Origin of the sequence: Cupriavidus pinatubonensis, assembly GCF_019602855.1 — a bacterium.
GTDB classification, from domain to species: Bacteria; Pseudomonadota; Gammaproteobacteria; order Burkholderiales; family Burkholderiaceae; genus Cupriavidus; species Cupriavidus pinatubonensis.
On the sequence record NZ_CP080766.1, the window covers coordinates 2,039,239 to 2,059,897 of the forward strand.

Annotated in this window: 15 protein-coding genes; 9 read left to right on the plus strand and 6 right to left on the minus strand. The window is 67.5% G+C overall.

Annotation, left to right across the window (positions count from 1 at the left end):
* Positions 1-2 precede the first annotated feature (2 nt).
* The 6 genes from K2O51_RS09295 (at position 3) to atzF (ending at position 8,908) form a co-directional block, all read left to right on the plus strand.
* Positions 3-881, plus strand: coding sequence for an ABC transporter permease (locus tag K2O51_RS09295; protein ID WP_140953022.1), 879 nt, complete (start codon positions 3-5; stop codon positions 879-881).
* A gap of 2 nt (positions 882-883) precedes the next feature.
* Positions 884-1,732 (plus strand): ABC transporter ATP-binding protein, encoded by an 849-nt coding sequence (locus K2O51_RS09300; RefSeq protein WP_011301000.1) that lies wholly within the window; start codon positions 884-886, stop codon positions 1,730-1,732.
* A gap of 40 nt (positions 1,733-1,772) precedes the next feature.
* Positions 1,773-2,579: an urea amidolyase associated protein UAAP1 gene (locus tag K2O51_RS09305; protein WP_245001804.1), complete on the plus strand. Its 807-nt coding sequence runs from the start codon at positions 1,773-1,775 to the stop codon at positions 2,577-2,579.
* A gap of 15 nt (positions 2,580-2,594) precedes the next feature.
* The gene (locus tag K2O51_RS09310) at positions 2,595-3,272 is read left to right on the plus strand and encodes an urea amidolyase associated protein UAAP2 (protein WP_166487094.1); all 678 of its coding nucleotides are present in this window, start codon (positions 2,595-2,597) and stop codon (positions 3,270-3,272) included.
* A gap of 108 nt (positions 3,273-3,380) precedes the next feature.
* A complete protein-coding gene (uca, locus tag K2O51_RS09315; RefSeq protein WP_220630114.1) occupies positions 3,381-7,082 on the plus strand; it encodes an urea carboxylase in 3,702 nt (1,233 codons plus the stop codon).
* Positions 7,079-8,908 carry an allophanate hydrolase gene (atzF, locus tag K2O51_RS09320; protein WP_220630115.1) on the plus strand — a complete coding sequence of 610 codons (1,830 nt, stop codon included), beginning with the start codon at positions 7,079-7,081 and terminating at the stop codon, positions 8,906-8,908. The genes uca and atzF overlap by 4 nt, the downstream gene beginning before the upstream one ends.
* Positions 8,909-8,915: 7 nt before the next feature.
* Here atzF and K2O51_RS09325 read toward each other — a convergent pair whose 3' ends face one another.
* A complete protein-coding gene (locus tag K2O51_RS09325) occupies positions 8,916-9,707 on the minus strand; it encodes a helix-turn-helix transcriptional regulator (protein WP_011300995.1) in 792 nt (263 codons plus the stop codon).
* Entirely contained in the window at positions 9,691-10,605 is a 915-nt protein-coding gene (locus K2O51_RS09330; RefSeq protein ID WP_011300994.1) for a DMT family transporter, read from the minus strand. The genes K2O51_RS09325 and K2O51_RS09330 overlap by 17 nt, the downstream gene beginning before the upstream one ends.
* Before the next feature lie 277 nt (positions 10,606-10,882).
* Here K2O51_RS09330 and K2O51_RS09335 point away from each other — a divergent pair, with 277 nt between their 5' ends.
* On the plus strand, positions 10,883-12,481 hold the full coding sequence (locus K2O51_RS09335) for a DUF1800 domain-containing protein (protein WP_011300993.1): 1,599 nt from the start codon (positions 10,883-10,885) through the stop codon (positions 12,479-12,481).
* A gap of 25 nt (positions 12,482-12,506) precedes the next feature.
* Positions 12,507-13,844, plus strand: coding sequence for a DUF1501 domain-containing protein (locus tag K2O51_RS09340; RefSeq protein ID WP_011300992.1), 1,338 nt, complete (start codon positions 12,507-12,509; stop codon positions 13,842-13,844).
* Between the two features lie 9 nt (positions 13,845-13,853).
* On the opposite strand, the gene K2O51_RS09345 is transcribed toward K2O51_RS09340, so the two are convergent.
* From K2O51_RS09345 to K2O51_RS09360, 4 genes are all read right to left on the minus strand, one after another.
* Positions 13,854-14,558 carry a porin gene (locus K2O51_RS09345; RefSeq protein ID WP_220630116.1) on the minus strand — a complete coding sequence of 235 codons (705 nt, stop codon included), beginning with the start codon at positions 14,556-14,558 and terminating at the stop codon, positions 13,854-13,856.
* A gap of 265 nt (positions 14,559-14,823) precedes the next feature.
* Positions 14,824-15,249, minus strand: a complete 426-nt coding sequence (locus K2O51_RS09350; protein WP_140951784.1) for a hypothetical protein — start codon at positions 15,247-15,249, stop codon at positions 14,824-14,826.
* A gap of 140 nt (positions 15,250-15,389) precedes the next feature.
* The gene (locus tag K2O51_RS09355) at positions 15,390-17,942 is read right to left on the minus strand and encodes a penicillin-binding protein 1A (protein WP_220630117.1); all 2,553 of its coding nucleotides are present in this window, start codon (positions 17,940-17,942) and stop codon (positions 15,390-15,392) included.
* Between the two features lie 226 nt (positions 17,943-18,168).
* A complete protein-coding gene (locus tag K2O51_RS09360; RefSeq protein ID WP_140951789.1) occupies positions 18,169-18,582 on the minus strand; it encodes a MarR family winged helix-turn-helix transcriptional regulator in 414 nt (137 codons plus the stop codon).
* Between the two features lie 305 nt (positions 18,583-18,887).
* Between K2O51_RS09360 and K2O51_RS09365 the strand changes: the two genes are divergently transcribed.
* Positions 18,888-20,651: a tannase/feruloyl esterase family alpha/beta hydrolase gene (locus K2O51_RS09365; protein ID WP_140951791.1), complete on the plus strand. Its 1,764-nt coding sequence runs from the start codon at positions 18,888-18,890 to the stop codon at positions 20,649-20,651.
* The last annotated feature ends 8 nt before the right edge of the window (positions 20,652-20,659 follow it).

Consider the following 20,659-nt stretch of genomic DNA (forward strand, 5'->3'; position numbering starts at 1 on the left):
CCATGCAAGACGACAATGCGCTCGCTGCGCCGTTGCCCATGACGTCAGCCGCTCCGACCAATCCGCGCGAGCCGCAGTGGATCGACGTGCCGAAGCCCTGGTGGCAATTGCGCACTGCGCTGCCCGCGCGGCGCGTGGCACTGCTCGTCGGTGCCGGCCTGATTCTGCCGTTGCTAGGCTGGGCATTGCTGGCCGCGAGCGGATGGGTGGATCCCGTCTTCATGCCAGGGCCGGCCGCCATCGTGGCGCGCCTGCGCGAATGGGCCTTCGATGACGACCTGGCTGGCGATATCGCCATCAGCACGGCGCGCGTGCTCGCGGGCTGGGCACTGTCGGCGTTACTCGCACTGCCGCTCGGGCTGCTGATCGGCAGCTTCCGCACGGTGCAGGCGCTGCTGGAGCCGCTGACCGATTTCATCCGCTACATGCCTGCGGTCGCGTTTATCCCGCTGGTCATGGTGTGGGTCGGCATCGATGAAGGCGCCAAGGTTGCGATCATCTTCATTGGCACGTTCTTCCAGATGGTGCTGATGGTGGCCGAGGACGTGCGCCGGGTGCCGATGGCGCAGGTCGAAGCCGCGCAGACGATGGGCGCCACGCGCGGCGAGATCATCCAGCACGTGATCGTGCCGTCGGCCAAGCCGGCGCTGCTCGACACGCTGCGCGTCACCATGGGTTGGGCCTGGACCTACCTCGTCGTGGCGGAACTGGTCGCTGCCGGTTCCGGGCTGGGCTTTGCCATCCTCAAGGCGCAGCGCTTCCTGCAGACCGACAAGATCTTCGCGGGCATCCTCCTGATCGGCGTGATCGGGCTGGCGATCGATCAGTTCATGCGCCGGCTACACCGGCTCGCCTTTCCCTATCTCTACGCGGGACGCTGAACATGAACGCAATATCCCAACCCAAGCTCAGCGCGCGCGGCGTGTGGAAGTTCTATGGTCCGCGCAGCGGTCAGCCTGCCCTGCAGGACGTGAGCCTCGACGTGCCCGAAAACGGCTTCGTTACGCTCGTGGGCGCGTCGGGCTGCGGCAAGTCGACGCTGCTGCGCACGCTGGCCGGACTGGAGACGCACGACGCCGGCACGCTGCAGTGCGATAGCCACGCCATCGCCGGCCCGGCACCCGAGCGCGCCATGGTGTTCCAGCACTACAGCCTCTATCCGTGGCTCACCGTCGCCGAGAACATCCGCTTCTGCCGCCGCCTGAGCCTGTTTGCGCGCAACCGCACCAGCGCCGATGTGGAGGCGGCTTCCGGGCGCGCCGACGCACTGCTGCAACTGATGGGTCTCGCGCACGTGGCCAGCCACTACCCGGGCCAGCTTTCCGGCGGCATGCAGCAGCGCGTGGCGATTGCGCGCGCACTGATGAGCCGTCCGCGCGTGCTGCTGATGGACGAGCCGTTCGGCGCGCTAGACGCGCAGACGCGCGAGGTCATGCACGACCTGATCCTGCATGTGCACCGGCTCGAGCGGACCACGATCGTGTTCGTGACCCACGATGTCGAGGAAGCCATCTACCTCGGCCAGCGCGTGGTGCTGATGGCGCCGCGCCCCGGCCGCATCGACACCGTCTACGACGTGCCGCTGCCCGCGCAGCGTTCGCAGGACATGAAGCACTCGCCCGAGTTCCTGCAGCTCAAGCGCGACATCCTCGCCCGCATCCGCGCGACGTCCGGCATGCAGACCGATCTCGATCTGCTCGAACAACTGTCGCGCGAGGCGCGTGCGGCCTGACATCCGGACCGATCCGCAACGCATCCCAAGGAGACCATCGATGTCCCATTCCGACCATATCCTCGACAACCCGCCGTCACACGCGCCTGTCGACGCCGCCGCCCACTGGCAGCGCTTCGCGCCCGATCTGCCCGCCATGCGCGTGCTGTGGAGCGAGATCGTGCCCGGCGGCGGCCACTGGAGCTGGCGCGTGACGCGAGGCACGTCGCTGCGCTTCGCGGCGCTCGGCGAGCGCGCCAACTGCTCGGTGGTGCTTTACGCCGCCCATGACAAGCTGGAACGCTACAGCATGCCAGACACCTGCAAGGCGCTGCACACGGCCCACTTCACGCGCGGCCATGTGCTGATGAGCGATATGGGCCGCGCCATGGTGTCCGTGACGCACGACACGCTCGGCTGGCACGACCCGTTCGGTGCGGTGCTGGACACCGCGCGCATGCGCGACAAATATGGCGAATGCCGTTTCGAGGCGCACCGCAATGCCATGCATCGCTCGGGCAAGGACGGCCTGCTGATCGAAGCCGGCAAGTACGGACTGACCGCGCGCGACCTGATTGCGCCGGTCAACCTGTTCAGCAAGGTGGCGGTCGACGAACAAGGGCGCTTTGCGTTCGATGCCGCGCGCACTGTGCGCGGCAGCAGCGTGGAGCTGCGCTGCGAGATGGACCTGGTGATCGCCATCTCCACCGCGCCGCATCCGCTTGATCTGCGCGATGGCTATCAGCCCGGCGCCATCGGCGTTGCCGCATGGCGCTCCGGCCCTGCGCCGGCCGACGACTTCTGCCGCGGCTTCCGTCCGGAATGTGCGCGGGCTCTGCATAACGCCGACGTGTTTGCCCTTTCCTGAACCATGACCGCATCCATGACCATGCCCGCCGAGGCAAGCGCCTTCGTGCCACACACCAGCCTGCTCGATCCGGCTGCCGCCGCATTGCGCCATCGCCAGCCCGCCGGTGAGCCATGGCTGGCCGAGATCCGTGCCGGCCAGACCGTGCGCATCGTCGACCTGCTCGGCAACCAGGCGGCCGACGTGCTGTTCTACAACCGCCATGACGTGGCCGAGCACTACAGCGCTGCCGACACGCTGCTGCGGCAGGGAGGCATCTACCTGACCACGGGATCGATGCTGGTGTCGAACCTAGGCAACCCGATGCTGACCATCGTCGCCGATACCTGTGGCCGGCACGACACGCTCGGCGGCGCGTGCGCGGCCGAAAGCAACACCGTACGCTACGCGCTGCAGAAGAAGTTCATGCACTCGTGCCGGGACAACTACCTGCTGGCCATGGCGCAGGCCGACGTGGGGCTGGGCAAGCGCGATCTCGTGCCTAACGTCAACTTCTTCATGAACGTGCCGGTCACGGCCGATGGCTCGCTGCACTTTGCCGATGGCGTGTCCGGACCGGGCAAGTACGTCGAACTGCGCGCCCACATGGATGTGTGGATGCTGGTCTCGAACTGCCCGCAGCTCAACAACCCGTGCAACGGCTACGACCCGACGCCGGTCGAGTTCATCGTCTGGGACGCCACCGGCGCCTGACACCTTCCTCTCGCGCCAACTCCGCTCCATTGGCGCCGCCGCGGGACGACCCGTGGCCGATACGCAACCGGCAGGACGACCTGCCTGACATCGAGAGGGAACATCCCCATGTCCGCGAATTCCGCTCCTGCATCCGGCGCCGGCACGCCCGCGCCACGCTTTGATACCGTCCTGATCGCCAACCGCGGCGCCATTGCCTGCCGCATCATCCGCACGCTGCGCGAACTGGGCCTGCGCTCCGTCGCCGTGTATTCCGAAGCCGATGCCGAGTCCGCGCATGTCGCCATGGCGGACGAGGCGGTCTGCATCGGTCCGGCGCCGGCCGCGCAGAGCTATCTCGATGCGGAAAGATTGCTTGAGGCCGCGCGCGCTACCGGCGCAGGCGCCATCCATCCGGGCTACGGCTTCCTGTCCGAGAACCCCGGCTTCGCGCAGGACTGCGAAGCGGCCGGCATCGCGTTCATCGGCCCGACGCCAGACCAGATGCGCGCGTTCGGCCTGAAGCACACGGCCCGCGCGCTCGCGGAGCAGCATGACGTACCGCTGCTACCAGGCAGCGGTTTGCTCGATGGCCTGGACCACGCGCGTACGGAGGCCGCGCGCATCGGCTACCCGGTCATGCTCAAGAGCAGCGCGGGCGGCGGCGGCATCGGCATGCGGCTGGTACGCAGCGAAGCGGAACTGGTGCCTGCGTTCGAAGCCGTGGAACGGCTCGCGCGCGCCAACTTCAAGGATGCTGGACTGTTCCTGGAAAAATTCGTCGAGCGCGCACGCCATATCGAAGTGCAGCTGTTTGGCGATGGCCATGGCAATGTGGTCGCGCTCGGCGAACGCGACTGTTCCGCGCAGCGCCGCAACCAGAAGGTGATCGAGGAAACGCCGGCACCGGGGCTGGACACCACTACGCGCGATGCGCTGATGGCGGCGGCCGTGCGGCTTGGCCGCGCCGTCAGCTACCGCTCGGCTGGCACGGTGGAATTCGTGCTCGATGCGGACACGGGCGCGTTCTATTTCCTTGAGGTCAACACCCGGCTGCAGGTCGAGCATGGCGTGACCGAGCAGGTCACCGGCGTCGACCTCGTCGCATGGATGGTGCGGCTCGCGCGCGGGGATGCGTTTGCGCTGGAGGCCGCCACGCCGCGCGGCGCATCGATCCAGGTCCGGCTCTATGCCGAAGACCCTGCGCGCAATTTCCAGCCGAGTGCCGGCTTGCTCACCGAAGTGGTGTTTCCCGACGATATCCGCGTCGAAAGCTGGGTGACCGCGGGGACCGAAGTGCCGGCCCACTACGACCCGATGCTCGCTAAGCTGATCGTGACCGGTGTCGACCGCGCGGATGCCGTGCAGCGGCTCCAGCGCGCGTTGGCCGCCTGTCGCGTCGGCGGCATCGAAACCAACCTGCGCTACCTGCGCGACGTCGCCGCGAGCGAGGATTTCGTCAACGGCCGAATCGTCACGCGCTCGCTGGGCGAGCTGCATTTCGTGCCGGATGCGATGGAAGTACTCGACGCCGGCGTGCAGACCACTGTGCAGGACTGGCCCGGCCGCCTCGGCTACTGGGACGTGGGCGTGCCGCCTTCCGGTCCGATGGACGACCAGTCGCTGCGGCTGGCCAATCGCCTCGTTGGCAATGCCGCGCATGCTGCGGGCCTCGAATGCACGCTGGGCGGCCCGACGCTTCGCTTCTGGCGCGAGGCCGTGATCGCGGTGTGCGGCGCGCCGTTGCCGCTGATGCTCGACGGCAAGCCGATCGCGCCGTGGATGGCGCATCGCGTGCCGGCCGGCAGCACGCTGGCGATCGGCGCGGCGCCCGCGCATGGCAGCCGCGCGTACCTGGCCGTGCGTGGCGGCTTCGACGTGCCGCATTACCTCGGCAGCCGCTCCACGTTCACGCTGGGCCAGTTCGGCGGCCACGGCGGACGCACGCTGCGCGTGGGCGACGTGCTCCATATCGGCGCGGAAGTGGAAGATGAACCGTCGGCGCTGGCGGCCGAAGCGGTTCCCGCCTTCCCGCAGGCAGGGCAGCCATGGGACATCGGCGTGCTGTACGGCCCGCATGGCGCACCGGATTTCTTCACGGACGCCGATATCGATGCGTTCTTTGCCGCCGAGTGGGAGGTCCACTACAACTCGAGCCGCACGGGCGTCCGGCTGATCGGCCCCAAGCCACAATGGGCGCGGCCCGATGGCGGCGAAGCCGGCCTGCATCCGTCCAATATCCACGACAACGCGTATGCCATCGGTGCGATCGATTTCACCGGCGACATGCCGGTGATCCTCGGTCCCGACGGCCCCAGCCTCGGCGGTTTCGTGTGCCCGGCCGTGGTGGCCGCGGCCGAGCGATGGAAGCTCGGCCAGCTGCGCCCGGGCACCAAAGTGCGATTCCGGCGCATCGCGCAGTCGGAAGCCGCTGCCCTGCACGCAACGCAGGACGCGCTGGTGCGCACGCTTGCACCACAGTCCATGCCCGGGCTTGCACCGGCATCGCCAGAATCACCCGTGGTGCTGTCCCGGCCGGCAGTGTCGGGCCGTCCGGCGCTGGTCGTGCGGCAGGCGGGTGACCGCTACCTGCTTGTCGAGCTTGGCGAAGCGCAACTCGACATCGGCCTGCGCATGCGTATTCATGCATTGCATGCTGCCGTGCAGGCCCTTGACTTGCCGGGCATCATCGACCTGACGCCCGGCATCCGCTCGCTGCAGATTCATTTCGACCCCGCGCGGATCGAACGCGGCGCGCTGGTCGATGCCATCGTGCGAGTAGACGAAGCACTCGGCGACACGGACGATCTCTCGGTGCCGTCGCGCACGGTCTGGCTGCCGCTGTCGTGGGATGACAGCGCGACGCGGCTGGCCATCGACAAGTACATGCAGTCGGTGCGTCCCGATGCGCCGTGGTGCCCGAGCAATATTGAGTTCATCCGTCGCATCAACGGACTCGACAGCATCGAGGCCGTGAAGGACATCGTGTTCTCCGCGAGCTACCTCGTGCTCGGTCTCGGCGATGTCTATCTGGGCGCGCCGGTGGCGACGCCGCTCGATCCGCGCCATCGGCTCGTGACGACCAAGTACAACCCGGCGCGCACCTGGACGCCGGAAAATGCCGTGGGCATCGGTGGCGCGTACATGTGCGTGTATGGCATGGAAGGGCCCGGCGGCTACCAGTTCGTGGGCCGCACGCTGCAGATGTGGAACCGCTGGCGCGATGCCGATAGCGGCGCGCCGGCCTTCGAAGCGGGCAAGCCGTGGCTGCTGCGCTGCTTCGACACGATCCGCTTCTACCCCGTCGGCGAGGACGAGCTGCTGCAGATCCGCAAGGATTTCCCGGCGGGTCGCTATCCGGTGCGCATCGAGACGGGCCGCTTTTCCATGCGTGACCATCAGCGACTGCTGGACGAGAACGCCGCCGATATCGCCGCGTTCCGCTTGCGCCAACAGTCGGCCTTTGCGGCTGAGCGCGAGCGGTGGCGCGTGGCAGGGCAGGCCGAGCATGTGGACGAGCCGGTCGCGGCTGCGTCCGCGACGGATGATGCGGGCGAGCGTCCCGAGGGGGCGCGCGTAGTCTGCAGCGCCGTGCCCGGCAGTGTCTGGAAAGTGTTGGTGCAGCCCGGCAGCAGCGTCGAAGCGGGCGACACGCTCGTCGTGGTCGAGTCGATGAAGATGGAGTTCGCCGTGGTGGCGCCTTGTGCGGGGACCGTGTGGCATCTCGGCTGCGCCGAAGGGGCGCCGGTCGGCGCGGGACAGGAGATGGCTGTGGTCGTACCGGACGTCGTGCAGGTTTGCGCCGATATGGCAAGCGAGGTGGCAGCATGAACACGCCCGCCCGCGCCGTGCCGTTTTCACTGGATATTGCCTCGCTGAAGGATGACTACCGCAGCGGCAGGCGTACGCCGCTCGATGTTGTGGCAGCGGTGATTGCCGCCACGGCCGACGATCCGCACCATGCCTGGATCCATCGGGTCGATGCAGGCCGATTGCGCGAACGCGCCCGCGCACTGATGGCGCACGATCCTGCCACGCTGCCGCTCTATGGCATTCCGTTCGCGATCAAGGACAACATCGACCTGGCCGGCTGCCCGACCACTGCGGCGTGCCCCGAGTACGCCTATGTCCCGCAACAGAGTGCCTTCGTCGTGCAGCGGCTTATCGATGCCGGCGCGATTGCCATCGGCAAGACGAACCTCGACCAGTTCGCGACGGGGCTGAACGGCACGCGCTCGCCTTATGGTGCGTGCCGCAATGCGTTCGATCCGGACTACGTATCGGGAGGCTCCAGTTCGGGGTCGGCGGTGGCAGTGGCGCTGGGCCACGTGAGCTTCGCGCTCGGCACGGACACCGCGGGCTCGGGCCGCGTGCCGGCCGCGTTCAATAACCTCGTGGGACTCAAGCCCACCTGCGGGCTGCTGTCCGCGACGGGTATCGTGCCGGCGTGCCGCTCGCTCGATACCGCGTCAATCTTTGCCTTAACCGCGGACGATGCGCACCGCGTCTTTGCCGTGGCACACGGGTTCGACGAAGCCGACGCGTTCTCGCGAAAGGCCTCGCCACATGGCTTCGATTTCGGCAGTGCGCCGTCCTTCCGCGTGGGCGTGCCGGCGCTTCATGCGTTGGGCAACCTGGCGCCTGATTATGCCGAGGCCTGGGGGCGGGCGCTTGATCATGCACGCAGCCTTGGCGCGGAGCTGGTGGAGATCGACATCGCGCCGTTCCTGGAGACCGCACGCCTGCTCTACGAAGGGCCATGGGTGGCCGAGCGTTACCAGGCCATCCGCGCATTCATTGACGCGAACCCGAAGGCCGTGTTCCCGGTCACGCGGCAGATCACGCTCGGCGGCGCCGCACCGTTGGCCGCCGATGCCTTTGCCGCGACATATCGACTGCGCGACCTGCGGCGCCGGTGCGATGCGGTATGGGTGCAGGTGGATGCCATGCTGTTGCCGACGGTGCCGCAGCATCCCACCATCGCGGCCATGCTGGCGGACCCGATCGGGCTGAACAGTGAACTTGGCCGCTTTACCAATTTCATGAACCTGCTCGACTACGGCGGCATTGCGGTGCCTGCAGGCTTGACCGCGCTCGGCCTGCCGTTTGGCGTGACCGTAGTGGCGCCTGCGCAGCAGGATGTACCGCTGCTGCGGCTGGCACGCCGCTGGCAGCAGGCGCTGCAGGGGCGAGCTGCGACGATGGGGGCGACGGGCAGGCCATTGCCGCAAGGTGGCGCAGTTCCCCGTGCCGTGCCGTCTGGCCAGATCCGCGTGGCCGTGTGCGGCGCGCACCTGCAAGGCCAGCCTTTGCACCACCAACTCGCCGACCGCGGCGCCCGACTTGTCGCGCGCACGCGCACCGCGCCGTGCTACCGGTTCTATGCGTTGAGCGGCGAAGGCCCGCGCCGGCCGGGGCTGGTCCGCGTGGCCGAGGGCGGCGCGGCGATCGAGGTGGAAGTCTGGGAGTTGCCGCAGACGCAGTTCGGCAGCTTCGTCGCGGGCATTCCCGCGCCGCTGGGCATTGGCCGCACACTGCTGGCAGATGGTACCGAGGTGCCAGGCTTTATCTGCGAGCCGGCAGGTGTGTCGGGCGCGACCGACATCACCCGCTGGGGCGGATGGCGCGCGTGGCTGGCGCGGGCCGAGGCGGCCTGAGCTGCCTTCAGGTGCGCACCGATGCGCGCCACGCGCCGGGCGGTTGGCCGAACCGGCGTGTGAAACTGCGCGTGAAGGTGGTCTGGTCGGGATAGCCGGAGGCCAGTGCCACCTCCACCAGCGGGAGGCCGCTGTTCGCCAGCAACTGCACGGCGCGGTCCAGCCGCAGCCGGGTCTGGTAGCGGTGAGGCGTGTCGCCGAAGGCCTCGGCGAACAGCGTGTGGAAGCGCCGCACGCTCCAGCCGAAGTGCCCGGCCAGATGGCCTGCATGCACGGCCGAAGAGAGGTTCGCGCGCAGGTAGGCGTCGATGGCCATGACAGGGAAAACGCTCGCGGCCTCGTGCCCGTCCGGCGTACCGAGGCGTTCGGCAAGGTCGCCGGCGAGCGTCGCCGCCACGCTCCAGTTCAGAGACGTGGCTCGCGGGTTTGCGGGGCGCAGCGCGGCCAGTGCCTGCACGCGCGTGCCGAGCGCGCCGTCCAGCACGAAGCCGCGCGGCCGCTCCATCAACCGTGCGGGCAGCGCGACCGACGCGCCGGGAAAATCCGCCACGACCTGCAGGTTGCCTTCCAGCCCGAGAAACTCGTGGTGGCTGCCGGCCGGCACGATCAGCCCGTGATCGCGGTCGACCCGGTACAGGTGGCCGTCGATCTCGAGTTCGGTCGCACCGTCGAGCCCGAACAGCAACTGGTGATGGTCATGCGCATGCCCCGCGGGCCATGGGTGGTAGCGGCGGGGTTCCACCAGCGGGTTTGCGGCGCTGGCGCTTTCCATGCGCATTGGCTCAGTGGGCAGTGGCATGCCTCTGCTTTGGTTGCGGCTGCCGCGTCTGGCACAGCCAGACTCCGGCACCGGCGACGGCCATGCCGAGCCACTGCAGCGGCCCGAGGCGGTCGCCGAACAGGAGCCACGCCTGCACCGCGGCCAGCGGCGGGGCCAGGAACATGAGCGCCGAAGCTCCGGCAGCCTGCCCGCGTCGGACGATGCCGAGCAGCAGCCAGGTGCCGGCGCCGGATATGACGAAAGCGGCCCAGCCGAGCGCTGCCCACAGCACCGGCACGGGCTGCCAGTGCGGTGCCGGCGACAGCCACGCCGCGACGCCGGCCACCAGCATGGCGCCGACGTTCTGCCAGGCCGAGCTGGTGCGCAGGTCCGAAGCGGCGATCGACATTTTCTGCAGCAGGGTTCCCATGGTGATCGAAACAATGGCAAGCAGCCCGGTCAGCACGACCCAGGGCGACACGCCCGGGCCGATGCCGGCCTGCATGGCCGGCACCACCACCAGCGCCACGCCCGCGGCGCCGACGGCCAGTCCTTGCCAGGTGCGTCTGGAAGGTAGCTCCTTCAGCAGGGGAATGGCAAGCAGTGCGGTCAGCAGCGGCTGCAACGCGCCTAGCAGCGCCATCACGGCGGGCGGCAGGCCATGCGCGACGGCGCCGAATGCGGCGCACAGGTAAAGGCCCTGCATCAGTGCGCCGGCCAGCATGTGGCGAGGCACCTCGCGCCACGCCGGCCACGCGGCGCGTGCAGACGTTGCTGCAATGCAGAACATAAGCGCCGCCAACGCAAAGCGCGCGAGCAGGAACAGGCTGGTGTCGGCCAGCGGTACGATGGCCTTGCCGACGATGAAGCCGGTGGACCAGATCAGGACGAAGATGAGGCCGGGGAGCCAGCCGGCTGAAGGGTGAGGGTGAGACATAAGGGCGTGGCGTGGTTTCAACGGAATTCGGCGGCGGTGGGAGTCACGGGTGCCAGCATGCCTTGGAAACTAATGCCGCACGGCGAGGATGTCTTGGCGATTTCGGCAATTGGCGGGCTCATGGTGGCCGGTTGGCGCTTCTGGCTCGGGCCAGCACAACGACAAAAGAAGACCAAAATTTTGTGTTACACACACCCAAACCCAGCCCTGTCAACCGCCACCCCGCCGGACACGTAAGATGACCATGTCCCCGCATCCCCGAGCGAAGGAGCCTGGCATGTCCCCTTGGCGGCAGATCCTCCAAGCAGGCGTCGGCACCCGCGCCCTGCGGCGCGTGCTCGCCACGCTGTTGGCCGCTGCATCGATCGTGTCACTGGCGTCATGTGCGCTGCAGCCGCCAGCGGCTGCAGGCCCGCTCAGCGCCGCGGACTTGCATTGGCTCAATACCGTCAGCTTCGGCGCCGACCAGGCCAGCATCGCCCGGCTGCGCGAGCAGGGCCGCAAGCGCTTCCTGGAAGAGCAACTGCGCATGCCGGCCACCGATCCTCCCCATGTGGCCGCCGCCATTGCGGCATTGCCGAACCTGCAGGGCACAGCCGTCGATCGCGTCCGCGCGGCGCGCGGCGAACGCCAGCGCATCGCCAGCCTGCCGGACGAGATGGCCAAACAGCAGGCCCGCCAGGCACTGAACCAGCAAGGGCGGCAGACGATCGCCGATACCAGCCGCCGGCATTTGCTGCGCGCGCTGTACTCACCGGCCCAGCTGCGCGAGCAGATGACGTGGTTCTGGATGAACCACTTCAGCGTCTACGGGTACAAGGGACAGGTGCGCTGGTCCTTGCCGGACTATGAGGAGAACACGATCCGCCCGCGCGCGCTCGGCAAGTTCGGCGATCTGGTGCTTGCGACGGTGACCGCGCCGGCCATGCTCGAGTACCTGGACAACGCGCAGAGCAGCGCCAACCGCGTCAACGAGAACTACGCGCGCGAGCTGATGGAGCTGCATACGCTCGGCGTATCGGGTGGCCCCAGCGGATCGCGCTATACCCAGCAGGACGTGCAGGAACTGGCGCGCGTGCTGACAGGCTTCGGCGTCAACCTGCGCGGCGAGCCGCCGGGGCTGGGCCCGGTGCGCGCGGCGGCGTACCGCAGCGAGGGCCTGTTCGAGTTCAACCCGAGCCGCCACGATTTCGGCGCGAAGACGCTGCTTGGCCAGCGCATCGAGCCGACCGGGTTTGACGAAGCGGCGCGTGCGGTCGCGATCTTGACGCGCGAGCCGGCCACGGCTCGATTTATCAGCGCAAAGCTCGCCGCGTACTTCGTCGCGGACAATCCGCCGGCTGCGCTGGTCGACCGCATGGCCGCGACGTTCACGCGCACCGATGGCGATATTTCCGCCGTGCTGACCACGATGTTCCTGTCGCCGGAACTCGATCGCATGCTCGATGCATCGGGCCGCAAGTTCCGCGACCCGATGGCGTTCGTCATGGCGTCGATGCGCCTCGCCTACGATGGCCGCACCGTCAGCAATCTGCGCCCGGTCATGAACTGGCTGAACCAGCTTGGCGAGCCGCTCTACGGGCATGTCACGCCCGACGGTTATCCGGCCGCCGAAGGGGCGTGGGCCAGTTCGGGGCAGATGGTCAAGCGCTTCGAGATTGCGCGCGCGATGGGTTCCGGCCCGGCAGGACTGTTTGCCGGCGATGCCAATGTGCCGCCGGGACCCGCGCGTTTCCCGATGGTGGCAGGCAAGGCCTACTACGACACCATCGAACGAACGCTTGGCGCGCAAACGCGTGCGTCGCTCGCGCAGGCCGAAACGCAGGCCGAATGGAACACGCTGCTGCTCAGTTCGCCGGAGTGGATGCAGCGTTGAAAACCCCAATACGCAAGGATCCGGAATGAAACGTCGGGAATGGCTCAGGACGATAGGCACTGCCGGCCTCGCGCTCGCATTGCCCTCGGTCGTCTCTCGCGTCTATGCGTTGCCCGCTCAGGCGGACGCGCGTTTCCTGCTGGTGTTCCTGCGCGGCGCCTATGACGCCACCAGCGTGCTGGTGCCCGCGGGCAGCGATTTCTACTACGCCTCGCGGCCCAATATCGCGATCCGCCGTCCGGTACCTGCGGGCGCCGAGCCCGATCCCGCGGCAGCCGTTGCGCTGGCGCCTGCATTTGCGTCCGACAGCAGCCGGCGCGGCATCGGCGACTGGGCGTTGCACCCGGCCCTGGCCGATACCATGCTGCCGCTGTGGAACCGCCAGCAGCTCGCGTTCGTGCCGTTTGCCGGCACCCATGACATGTCGCGCAGCCACTTCGAGACGCAGGACACTATCGAAGCCGGCATGTCGGGCACCGGCGACGCTCGCCATGACGCGGCTTCTCTGCGCGGCAGCGGCTTCCTGAACCGGCTGGCGCAGTCGATGGGTGGGCGCGCGGCGCCGGTGGCGTTCACCGACGGATTGCCGATGGTGCTGTCGGGCAGCCAGGATGTCCCCAATGTCTCGCTCAAGGGCACGGGGCGCACGCCGTTCGATGCGCGCCAGACGCGCGCACTCGCGCAGATGTACCGCGGCACGCGCTTCGAATCGCTGATCGATGAAGGCTTCGAACTGCGCCAGACCGTTGCCGAACAGGCGCAGGCGATGCAGGCCCGGACAACGATGGGTGGCGCGGCGGGCGCGATGGACAGCGCGGCCGCGCGCATGCAGGACATGCAGGCAGCCAACCGCCGTTCGCTGAGCGCGCGCGGCTTTGAGGTCGAGGCGCGCCGCATGGCGGGGCTGATGCGCGACAAATTCAACCTTGGCTTCGTCGACGTCGGCGGCTGGGATACGCACGTCAACCAGGGCGCTGCACAAGGGCAACTCGCGAACCTGCTCGACAACCTCGGCCGCGGACTGGCTGGCTTTGCGCAGGAGATGGGCCCAGCATGGAACAAGACCGCCGTGGTGGTGGTCTCCGAATTCGGCCGCACGCTCCGCGAGAATGGCTCGCGCGGCACGGACCATGGCCATGGCACGGTCTACTGGGTGGCCGGCGGCGCCGTGCGCGGCGGCCGTATCGCCGGAGAGCAGGTAGCCGTGGAGGCGGCTACGCTGAACCAGAACCGCGACTATCCGGTGCGCAACGAATACCGTGCCATGCTCGGCGGGATGTTCCGGCAGCTGTACGGTCTTGACGATGCGCGGGTGGCGCAGGTGTTTCCCGGGGCGAAGGCACAAGACCTGGGGCTGGTCTGATTACCGACATCAGAAGCGGTGCCGCAGCCCGATTACCGCGCCGAACTGGTTGTCGCGGGCCCCGATCTGCTCGGTCGGACCCGACAGCGCCGTCGCATACGGATTCAGTGACGGGCCGAAGCCCGTCAGGCCCATGGCGGGGCTGTTGCGGCTGCGGGCAAATCCGAGCGTGGTAAAGACGTCGGTGCGTTTCGAGTACGCATAGGACCCCGTCAGCATGAAGCTGTACGGATCGCCGGCACCGCTCTGGGCATCGTTGTAGTACGCCGCCCCCCCGACCTGGATGGCGGACGTGACCTGGTACTGCACGCCAAGCCAGTACAGGTTGGTGCGCAGCCCCACGGTGTTGAAGCTGTCGTAGGACCAGCGGTACCCGGCGATCGCCCTTGCCGGTCCGAGCGAGTACGCGGCGCCGATGCTCGCCCGGTTAGCCAGGTTAGTGCTGCCGACATCCGGGTAGCTGCCGTTTTCGACCGCCATGAATGCCTTCAGGCCGATGCCCGGTTCACTGCCATGGTGCAGCCCCCAGGGAGAATCCGACAATGCCGCGGCGTATTCGCGCATGACATAGCGGCTGCCGGTTCCGGTGGCGGCCGCGCCGGCGGTGTATTCGACCCCGGCATCGGCAATGCCGTAGCGCACGACACTGGTTTGCGCATGGGCGGCGACGGCCAGCATCGACAGTGCGGCCAGGCAGGCTAGACGGATCTTCATGTTCGGGCCCTCGTCATGTGGGACAGCAAACCGGTCAATGCTGCTATGACGCAGAAGATCGTCTGCGCTGACCGTCTGTTTTCGCACATGGAGATCGCACATCGGCACGCGCATGCCGGATGCGGCATGTCGGGCCAGTCCATGTGTCAGGCAATGCGGTGCAGCAGGCGCCCGCCCGGTCAGGCCCCGGGCGGGATTTCACTGTTGAAGCAGGTATGTCGCATCAATCGGCCGCGCGCATTCACGAGGGCGCGGTGCGTACGCTTCAGCCCAGGCAACCCATGCCGTACTGCAGCACACGCAACTCGTCGGCGTGTTCGCGATAGCGGTCGGCACGGCTCCAGTACTCGGTGGTTTGCATCGCGCGCTCCGTCGCGCGTATCCGGTAGTCGATGATCAGGCACTGGTTCCAGAATGCGTTCTGCCGGCGCATGTCGGCTTCGTAGTCGGCATCGCGCAGTGCTGCCGGCTGCAAGCCAAGAGGCGTCGTGGCCCGGGCGGATTTCTGGTTCTTTGCGAGTCCCGGAACCGTCTGTACATGCGAGCGCATCGTGCTCGTGACGTTGCGGTAGCCCGCGGGGCACGAGGCCGATGTGTAGAGCGTTTCGTTGACGCCCTGGCACTTGGTGACTGCCTGCGCCAGGCCGCTGCCGGCCAGCAGCAACGTCATCACGGCGAGTTGTCTGACCATGGCCGTGCCCTCCCGCGAACATCGATGGAATCAATGTAGGCAGGGATCGACGCTCTTGCCAGGAGTAGTTTCCGGCCTTTGTGACGCGCGGCAGTGTGCGGAGCCGCCTCTGCGTCACACTGGAAGCGCGGGGGGGGCGGTCAGCCCGGCGTGCCGGAAGTGGCCGGCACTGTCGCCGGGGCGGAGGAGGGCTGAGCCGGCAAGGCGGCCGGCGATACCGGACCCGTGGTGGCGGCCGTGTCTGACGATGACGACGCTGGTGACGATGGCGCAGGAGTTGGAACGGGAGTGGGCGCCGGTTCCGGCCCCGCGACCACGACTTCGCCGCGATCGAGCGCCATGCCCGAAGCGTCGGACGCTTCCGCGGCATTGGCCAACGGTGCCGGTGGTTGCGGCGTGACGTCGGCTTCCGGGGACGGCAATGCCGGGCGGCGCGGCGCGGGTCGCGTGGCCGGCGCGTCTGGCGTGGCCGTCCCGCCGAAGAGGCGCTTGAACCACCCGCGCACCTGGGTGGCCAGCGCGCTGAAGACGCCCGATTCCTCTTGCTCGGCAAAGCGCGCCCGGCCATCGATGATGCGGCCGCGCAACGAACGCTGGTAGAAATCGCCGACGACCGGCAGCGCGCTGTGGGCGCCTTGCCCCCAGTAGTCGCTGCGCAGCGTGACCCGGCTGTCGTTGAAGCCGACCCATGCGCCGGCCACCAGCTCGGGTTGCATCAGGATGAACCAGCCATCGGCATTGTCCTGCGTGGTGCCGGTCTTGCCTGCCACATCGGCGCGGATGCCGAAGCGCGAGCGGATGGCCGCGCCGGTGCCGCGGTCGATCACGTCGCGCATCACGTCGAGCAGCGTCTGCGTGGTGGCGGCGGGCAGGGCGCGCTCGGCGCGCGCCGGCTGGAATTCCTGCAAGACCTTGCCGTCGCGGTCTTCGATGCGCGTCACCATGGTCGGCGCGATGTATTCGCCAGCGTTGGCGATGGTGGCATAGGACGCCACCATTTCCTTGAGCGTCACCGGGCTTGTGCCCAGTGCCAGCGAAGGGACCGTGTCCAGCTTGCTGTCGCGCACGCCCATGGCGCGCGCGAGCTTGGCCACGCGCGCGGGACCGACTTCCTGCATCAACTGCGCAGTGATGGTGTTGCGCGAATAAACCAGGCCGTCGCGCAGCGACATGGCGCGGCCGCTCGGGCGGCCTTCGTCGGTCGGTCGCCACACTTCACCGCCGGCGAGCTGGATCTCGACGGGCTGGTCCACCAGCGTATCGTCAGGCGTCTTGCCTTGCTCAAATGCGGCGCCGTAGACAAAGGGCTTGAACGTGGAGCCCGGCTGGCGGCGCGCGCTCTGCACGTGGTCGAAGGCGTCCTGGGTGTAGTCGCGGCTGCCGACCCACGCGCGGATCTGGCCCGTGCGCGGATCGATGGCGATAAAGCCGGCCTGGATGCGCGTCTTCTGCTGGCGCAGCGCCTGCATGAACGCCGTATCGGCCAGCAGGTGCTTAAGGGCCTCCTCGGCCGGCGTGCCGGCGGCCACGGCGTTGCGGTACTCGGGCGTTTCGCGCACGAAGGCCTGGACCAGGTCCTTGCTCGCGGCCCAGCCCGCGCGCGGCGCCCATGCGGCATTGGCGATTGACTGCAACCGGTTGCCCTGCGCCGTGACGGCCTGGGTGGCGAACGCCTGCAGGCGCGAATCGATGGTGGTGTGCACGACCAGCCCATCGGCGTAGATGTCATAGCCGTTGCGGTCGGCCCAGCCGATCAGCCACTTGCGCAGTTGCTGGGCAAAGTGCGGCGCCGGGCCGGGCGGCTCGGTCTGGCGTTCGAAATCGATGCGCAGCGGCCGCTTGCTGAGCTGGTCGAGGCGGCCCGCGTCGAGCTTGCCGCGCTTGACCATCTGCGCCAGCACGGTATTGCGGCGGTCCAGCGCGCGCTCGGGGTTCAGCACCGGGTTGTAGTAGCTGTTGCCCTTGAGCATGCCGATCAGCGTGGCGCTCTGCAGTACGTCGAGCGAGCGGGCCGACTTGTCGAAGTACGTACGCGCGGCCATCTCGATGCCGTAGGCGTTGTACAGGAATGGCACCGTGTTCAAGTAGGTCTCGAGGATCTGCTCCTTGGTGTAGAGCGCCTCGATCTTGAACGCGGTGATCGCTTCCTTGAGCTTGCGCGTCATGGTCGGCGCGCGGCCGATCTCATCGGGATACAGATTGCGCGCAAGCTGCTGCGTGATGGTCGAGCCGCCCTGGCGGTCGCCGGAGAACGTGTGCAGCGCCGCCGAGGCGGTGCGCCGCCAGTCCAGCCCATGGTGCTGGTAGAAGCGGTGGTCTTCGGTAGCGATCAGCGCATCGACCACACTGGGCGAGATCTCCGACAGCTTGACCCAATCGCGGTTGGCCCACTTGAAGACCGCCAGTTCCTTCCCGTCGGACGACAGCACCTGCGCGGGGCGTTCGAACCGGGCCTTGCGGATATCGCTGATGCCGGGCGTGAACGGGATCAGCACCAGCACATAGAGCAGGAATGCGGCGGGAACGGCAGCCACGGCCAGCCAGACCTGCCGGCGCGTCGGGCGCCGCAGGGACGACAGCGACTGGAGCGATGCCTGGGACCGGAGGGACGTGAGGCGCTGCACCGGTTGCAGATGTCCCCAGGCCCGGGCAAGCGGAGGGACGAGCAGGGACTTGATCTTGTCCAGCCTCATGACGCAACCACGATCATCACAAGGCGGGGGCAAAGGACTGCGCGGGGCACTGGGAATACCGGTCTTCGAAAAGACTGAATCCTACCAAAATGAACCCGTTCGCATCGAGAAGACTGCTGCCTTGGTGCCTAATCATTCACTTTGAGTTCCGAATGTGATCGCAATGAGCGTGTCTCGCACAAGGCCCGGTCCCGACCGATGACACGGCAACAACATCTCGTGATCCTCAGCGCAGATTGCGCGCACATTGCGTCAGCCATTGACGAAGCAAATCCACGTGCTGCGGATCGATGCCCTCCAGCATTTCCGCTTCCAGCTTCTTCACGGTCTCGTCGCAACGCGCCAGCAGCGCCCGTGCATTCTCCGTCAGGCTCAGTTTGACGACGCGTCCGTGCGTCGGATCTGCCTCACGCACGATCCAGCCCTTGGTTTCCATCATCTTCACAATCTCGTTGGCCGATTGCGGTGACATGAACGATCGTTCGGCCAGTTGCGCATTGGACAGGCTACCTCTCGCCTGCAAAACGGACATGGCCGTGAAGAATGGCAGCGTAATGCCATGCGGCGCGAGCGCCTCGGTCAGCCGCCGCTTGACGATGCGATCGGTGCGGCCAATGAGATAGGGGATGCGGATCGGCATGGGATTCGCCGCTTCATGCCCGGCGGCTTGATCGACGTCCTTCGTTGCCCTTTTCGTTCCTGACGTTGCCATGGTGGTATGCGGTGCTTCCTGTGTCGCGTCTTGAGAGTCGTTAGGGGTTTACTCGCAACGATGATAATCTACTTGATATGTCAGGAAGCCTGATACTATATTGATACCGCGTTGGCATGCCGACGAAGCGCCTGCGCAACCACGCGAAGCGGCACTTGACCTCCGCAGCAGCCGGGGGCGGCAGTGATTCCTGCCGCCACACCGGCCACGATCTGACAATAAGGGAGACATCCATGCAGCAAATCCTTGCCGGCGGCGCCTTGGCGGCCGCCGCGATGGCGCTCGTCTCGTTGACGGGATGCGGTAGTGGGGACGAATCCGGCGACACCACAGCCCGGGCGTCCTCACCGGCTTCCTCCACCGGGTTGCCTTCACTCTCGCCAGCGACCGGCACTACGATGAGCGCCGCGTGCGAAAGCCTTGCAGGCCGCCTGGCGTTTCAGAACACATCGGTGACGGCGGTCAGTACGGTAGCGGCCGGCGCGGTCAAGATCGGCGGCAGGGACGTCGCCGAGCATTGCCTGATCACAGGCAAAATGAATTCGCGCGTGAGTCCGGTGGACGGCAACACCTATGCCATCGGCTTCGAGATGCGCATCCCGAAATCCTGGAACGGCCGGCTGTTCTACCAGGCCAACGGCGGACTGGACGGAAGCGTTGCCACTGCGCTCGGCACTTTCGGTGGCGGCCCGGTGACCGGGGCGCTTGCCATGGGCTTTGCTGTCATCAGCTCGGACGCCGGTCACAGCGGCAGCCAGAATCCGCTGTTCGGCCTGGATCCGCAGGCGCGCATCGACTATGGCTACAACGCGGCGGCGACGCTGACGCCGATGGCCAAGGCGCTGATCGGGCAGGCCTACGGCAAGGGTCCCGATCGCAGCTACTTCGGCGGCTGCTCCAACGGCGGACGCCACGCGATGGTGGCGGCTGCGCGGCTGGCGGCCCAGTACGACGGCATCCTCGCTGGCGACCCCGGTTTCCACTTGCCAAAGGCGGCCGTGGCACAAGTGTATGGCGCGCAGCAGCTCGCCACGGTTTCCAGCCTGGGCACCGATGGCCTGCCGGATATTTCGACGGCGCTGACGCTGGCGGAGGCATCGTTGATCGCAACTCGCGTGCTCGCAAAGTGCGACGCGCTGGATGGCGCCACGGATGGCATGGTCCACGACCTGAAGGCGTGCCAGGCGCAGTTCAGCCTCGCCAACGATGTGCGCAGCTGCTCCGGCGCGCGCGATGGCACTTGCCTCACGGACGCGCAGAAGACAGCCCTTGGCAATATTTTCGCGGGGGCACGCAACGGTGCCGGGCAATCGCTCTATGCCAGCTTCCCGTTCGACGCGGGAATCAGCGGGACCAACTGGGCGCAATGGAAGCAGACGATGTCGGTCACGCGCGATCCGGGGGCGCTGGCCTTCGTCTTCACGGTGCCCCCCGCACCGGCATCCACCAATAGTGCCTTGAAGGCCTATGCGTTCAACTTCAGCATGGACGTCGATGCGCCGAAGATCTTTGCGACCAACGGCGTCTATGCGGAATCGCCCTGGTCGTTCATGACGCCACCCGACGAGACCAATTTGTCGGTGCTGAAGAACCGTGGCGCCAAGCTGATTGTGTATCACGGCACCAGCGATCCGGTGTTCTCCTCCAACGACACCACTGACTGGTACGAGCGCCTCGCGGCAGCGAACGGAGGCGATGCCAGCAACTTCGCGCGGTTCTTCCCGGTCGCGGGAATGAACCACTGCTCGGGCGGCCCGACCGCGGACCAGTTCGACATGATCACCCCGCTCGTGGCATGGGTTGAGCAGGGCAAGGCGCCCGACAGTGTCGTGGCCACGGCGCGCGGCGCGGTCAACGCGGTGCCGAATGCCGAAGTACCGGCCGCCTGGAACACTGGAAGCGCTGACCGTACGCGGCCGCTGTGCGCGTATCCGAAGACGGCGCGCTACGCCGGCTCCGGCGACATCAACGATGCGGCCAACTTCCGCTGCCTCTGACTTCCGCA

Excerpts from the sequence above, each read along its gene's own strand:
- K2O51_RS09295 (WP_140953022.1), top strand. The coding sequence starts at position 3 with ATGCAAGACGACAATGCGCTCGCTGCGCCGTTGCCCATGACGTCAGCC.
- K2O51_RS09300 (WP_011301000.1), top strand. The coding sequence starts at position 884 with ATGAACGCAATATCCCAACCCAAGCTCAGCGCGCGCGGCGTGTGGAAG.
- K2O51_RS09305 (WP_245001804.1), top strand. The coding sequence starts at position 1,773 with ATGTCCCATTCCGACCATATCCTCGACAACCCGCCGTCACACGCGCCT.
- K2O51_RS09310 (WP_166487094.1), top strand. The coding sequence starts at position 2,595 with ATGACCATGCCCGCCGAGGCAAGCGCCTTCGTGCCACACACCAGCCTG.
- uca (WP_220630114.1), top strand. The coding sequence starts at position 3,381 with ATGTCCGCGAATTCCGCTCCTGCATCCGGCGCCGGCACGCCCGCGCCA.
- atzF (WP_220630115.1), top strand. The coding sequence starts at position 7,079 with ATGAACACGCCCGCCCGCGCCGTGCCGTTTTCACTGGATATTGCCTCG.
- K2O51_RS09325 (WP_011300995.1), bottom strand. The coding sequence starts at position 9,707 with ATGCCACTGCCCACTGAGCCAATGCGCATGGAAAGCGCCAGCGCCGCA.
- K2O51_RS09330 (WP_011300994.1), bottom strand. The coding sequence starts at position 10,605 with ATGTCTCACCCTCACCCTTCAGCCGGCTGGCTCCCCGGCCTCATCTTC.
- K2O51_RS09335 (WP_011300993.1), top strand. The coding sequence starts at position 10,883 with ATGTCCCCTTGGCGGCAGATCCTCCAAGCAGGCGTCGGCACCCGCGCC.
- K2O51_RS09340 (WP_011300992.1), top strand. The coding sequence starts at position 12,507 with ATGAAACGTCGGGAATGGCTCAGGACGATAGGCACTGCCGGCCTCGCG.
- K2O51_RS09345 (WP_220630116.1), bottom strand. The coding sequence starts at position 14,558 with ATGAAGATCCGTCTAGCCTGCCTGGCCGCACTGTCGATGCTGGCCGTC.
- K2O51_RS09350 (WP_140951784.1), bottom strand. The coding sequence starts at position 15,249 with ATGGTCAGACAACTCGCCGTGATGACGTTGCTGCTGGCCGGCAGCGGC.
- K2O51_RS09355 (WP_220630117.1), bottom strand. The coding sequence starts at position 17,942 with ATGAGGCTGGACAAGATCAAGTCCCTGCTCGTCCCTCCGCTTGCCCGG.
- K2O51_RS09360 (WP_140951789.1), bottom strand. The coding sequence starts at position 18,582 with ATGCCGATCCGCATCCCCTATCTCATTGGCCGCACCGATCGCATCGTC.
- K2O51_RS09365 (WP_140951791.1), top strand. The coding sequence starts at position 18,888 with ATGCAGCAAATCCTTGCCGGCGGCGCCTTGGCGGCCGCCGCGATGGCG.